The following is a 596-nucleotide window of genomic DNA, read 5'->3' as shown; positions in this document are numbered from 1 at the left end:
CGACGGTGCTCGGGCAAGGAGCCAGTGTGGTGGCCGGCGTGACGGGCAGCAACGTCGCACTGGGGCAGGGCTCGACGGTAACTGCGGCAGCCGTGCCGACTGCGGGTGCGACGATCGGTGGCACGAGCTACACGTTTGCTGGCGCGACGCCGGCAGGCGTGGTGAGTGTTGGGTCGGCGGGTGCGACACGGCAGGTCACGAATGTAGCTGCAGGGCAACTCAGTTCGAGCTCGACAGATGCCGTCAATGGTTCACAGCTGTTCGCGACCAACCAGCAGGTGAGCGCGAATACGACTGCCATAACGGACATCAACAACGGCGCGGGCATCAAGTACTTCCATGCTGACTCTACGCTAGCGGACAGTCAGGCAACGGGGACCGACAGCATCGCTATTGGTCCCCAGGCGGTAGCCAGTGCAGCGGACAGCTTTGCGGCAGGCACCGGGGCGCAGGCGAGCGCGTCCAACGCCATGGCGCTCGGTGCACAGGCAACGGCTTCGAACGCGGGCGACGTCGCGCTCGGCGCCGGTTCGACCACAGCGCCACCGCACACTGGGACATTTGATCTCACCGGGGGTACGGCCGCGGCGACCACG

Annotated in this window: 1 pseudogene; it reads left to right on the top strand. The window is 66.4% G+C overall.

Annotated features, from left to right (window positions below):
- Nucleotides 1-596, top strand: a pseudogene (locus tag PQR40_RS39010) (adhesin); the annotation flags it as partial.

Source organism: Paraburkholderia sediminicola (assembly GCF_046026855.1).
In the GTDB taxonomy this organism is placed as follows: Bacteria; Pseudomonadota; Gammaproteobacteria; order Burkholderiales; family Burkholderiaceae; genus Paraburkholderia; species Paraburkholderia sediminicola_A.
Note: the sequence above shows the minus strand (reverse complement) of the source record. Positions and strands in the feature narration are given on the sequence as shown.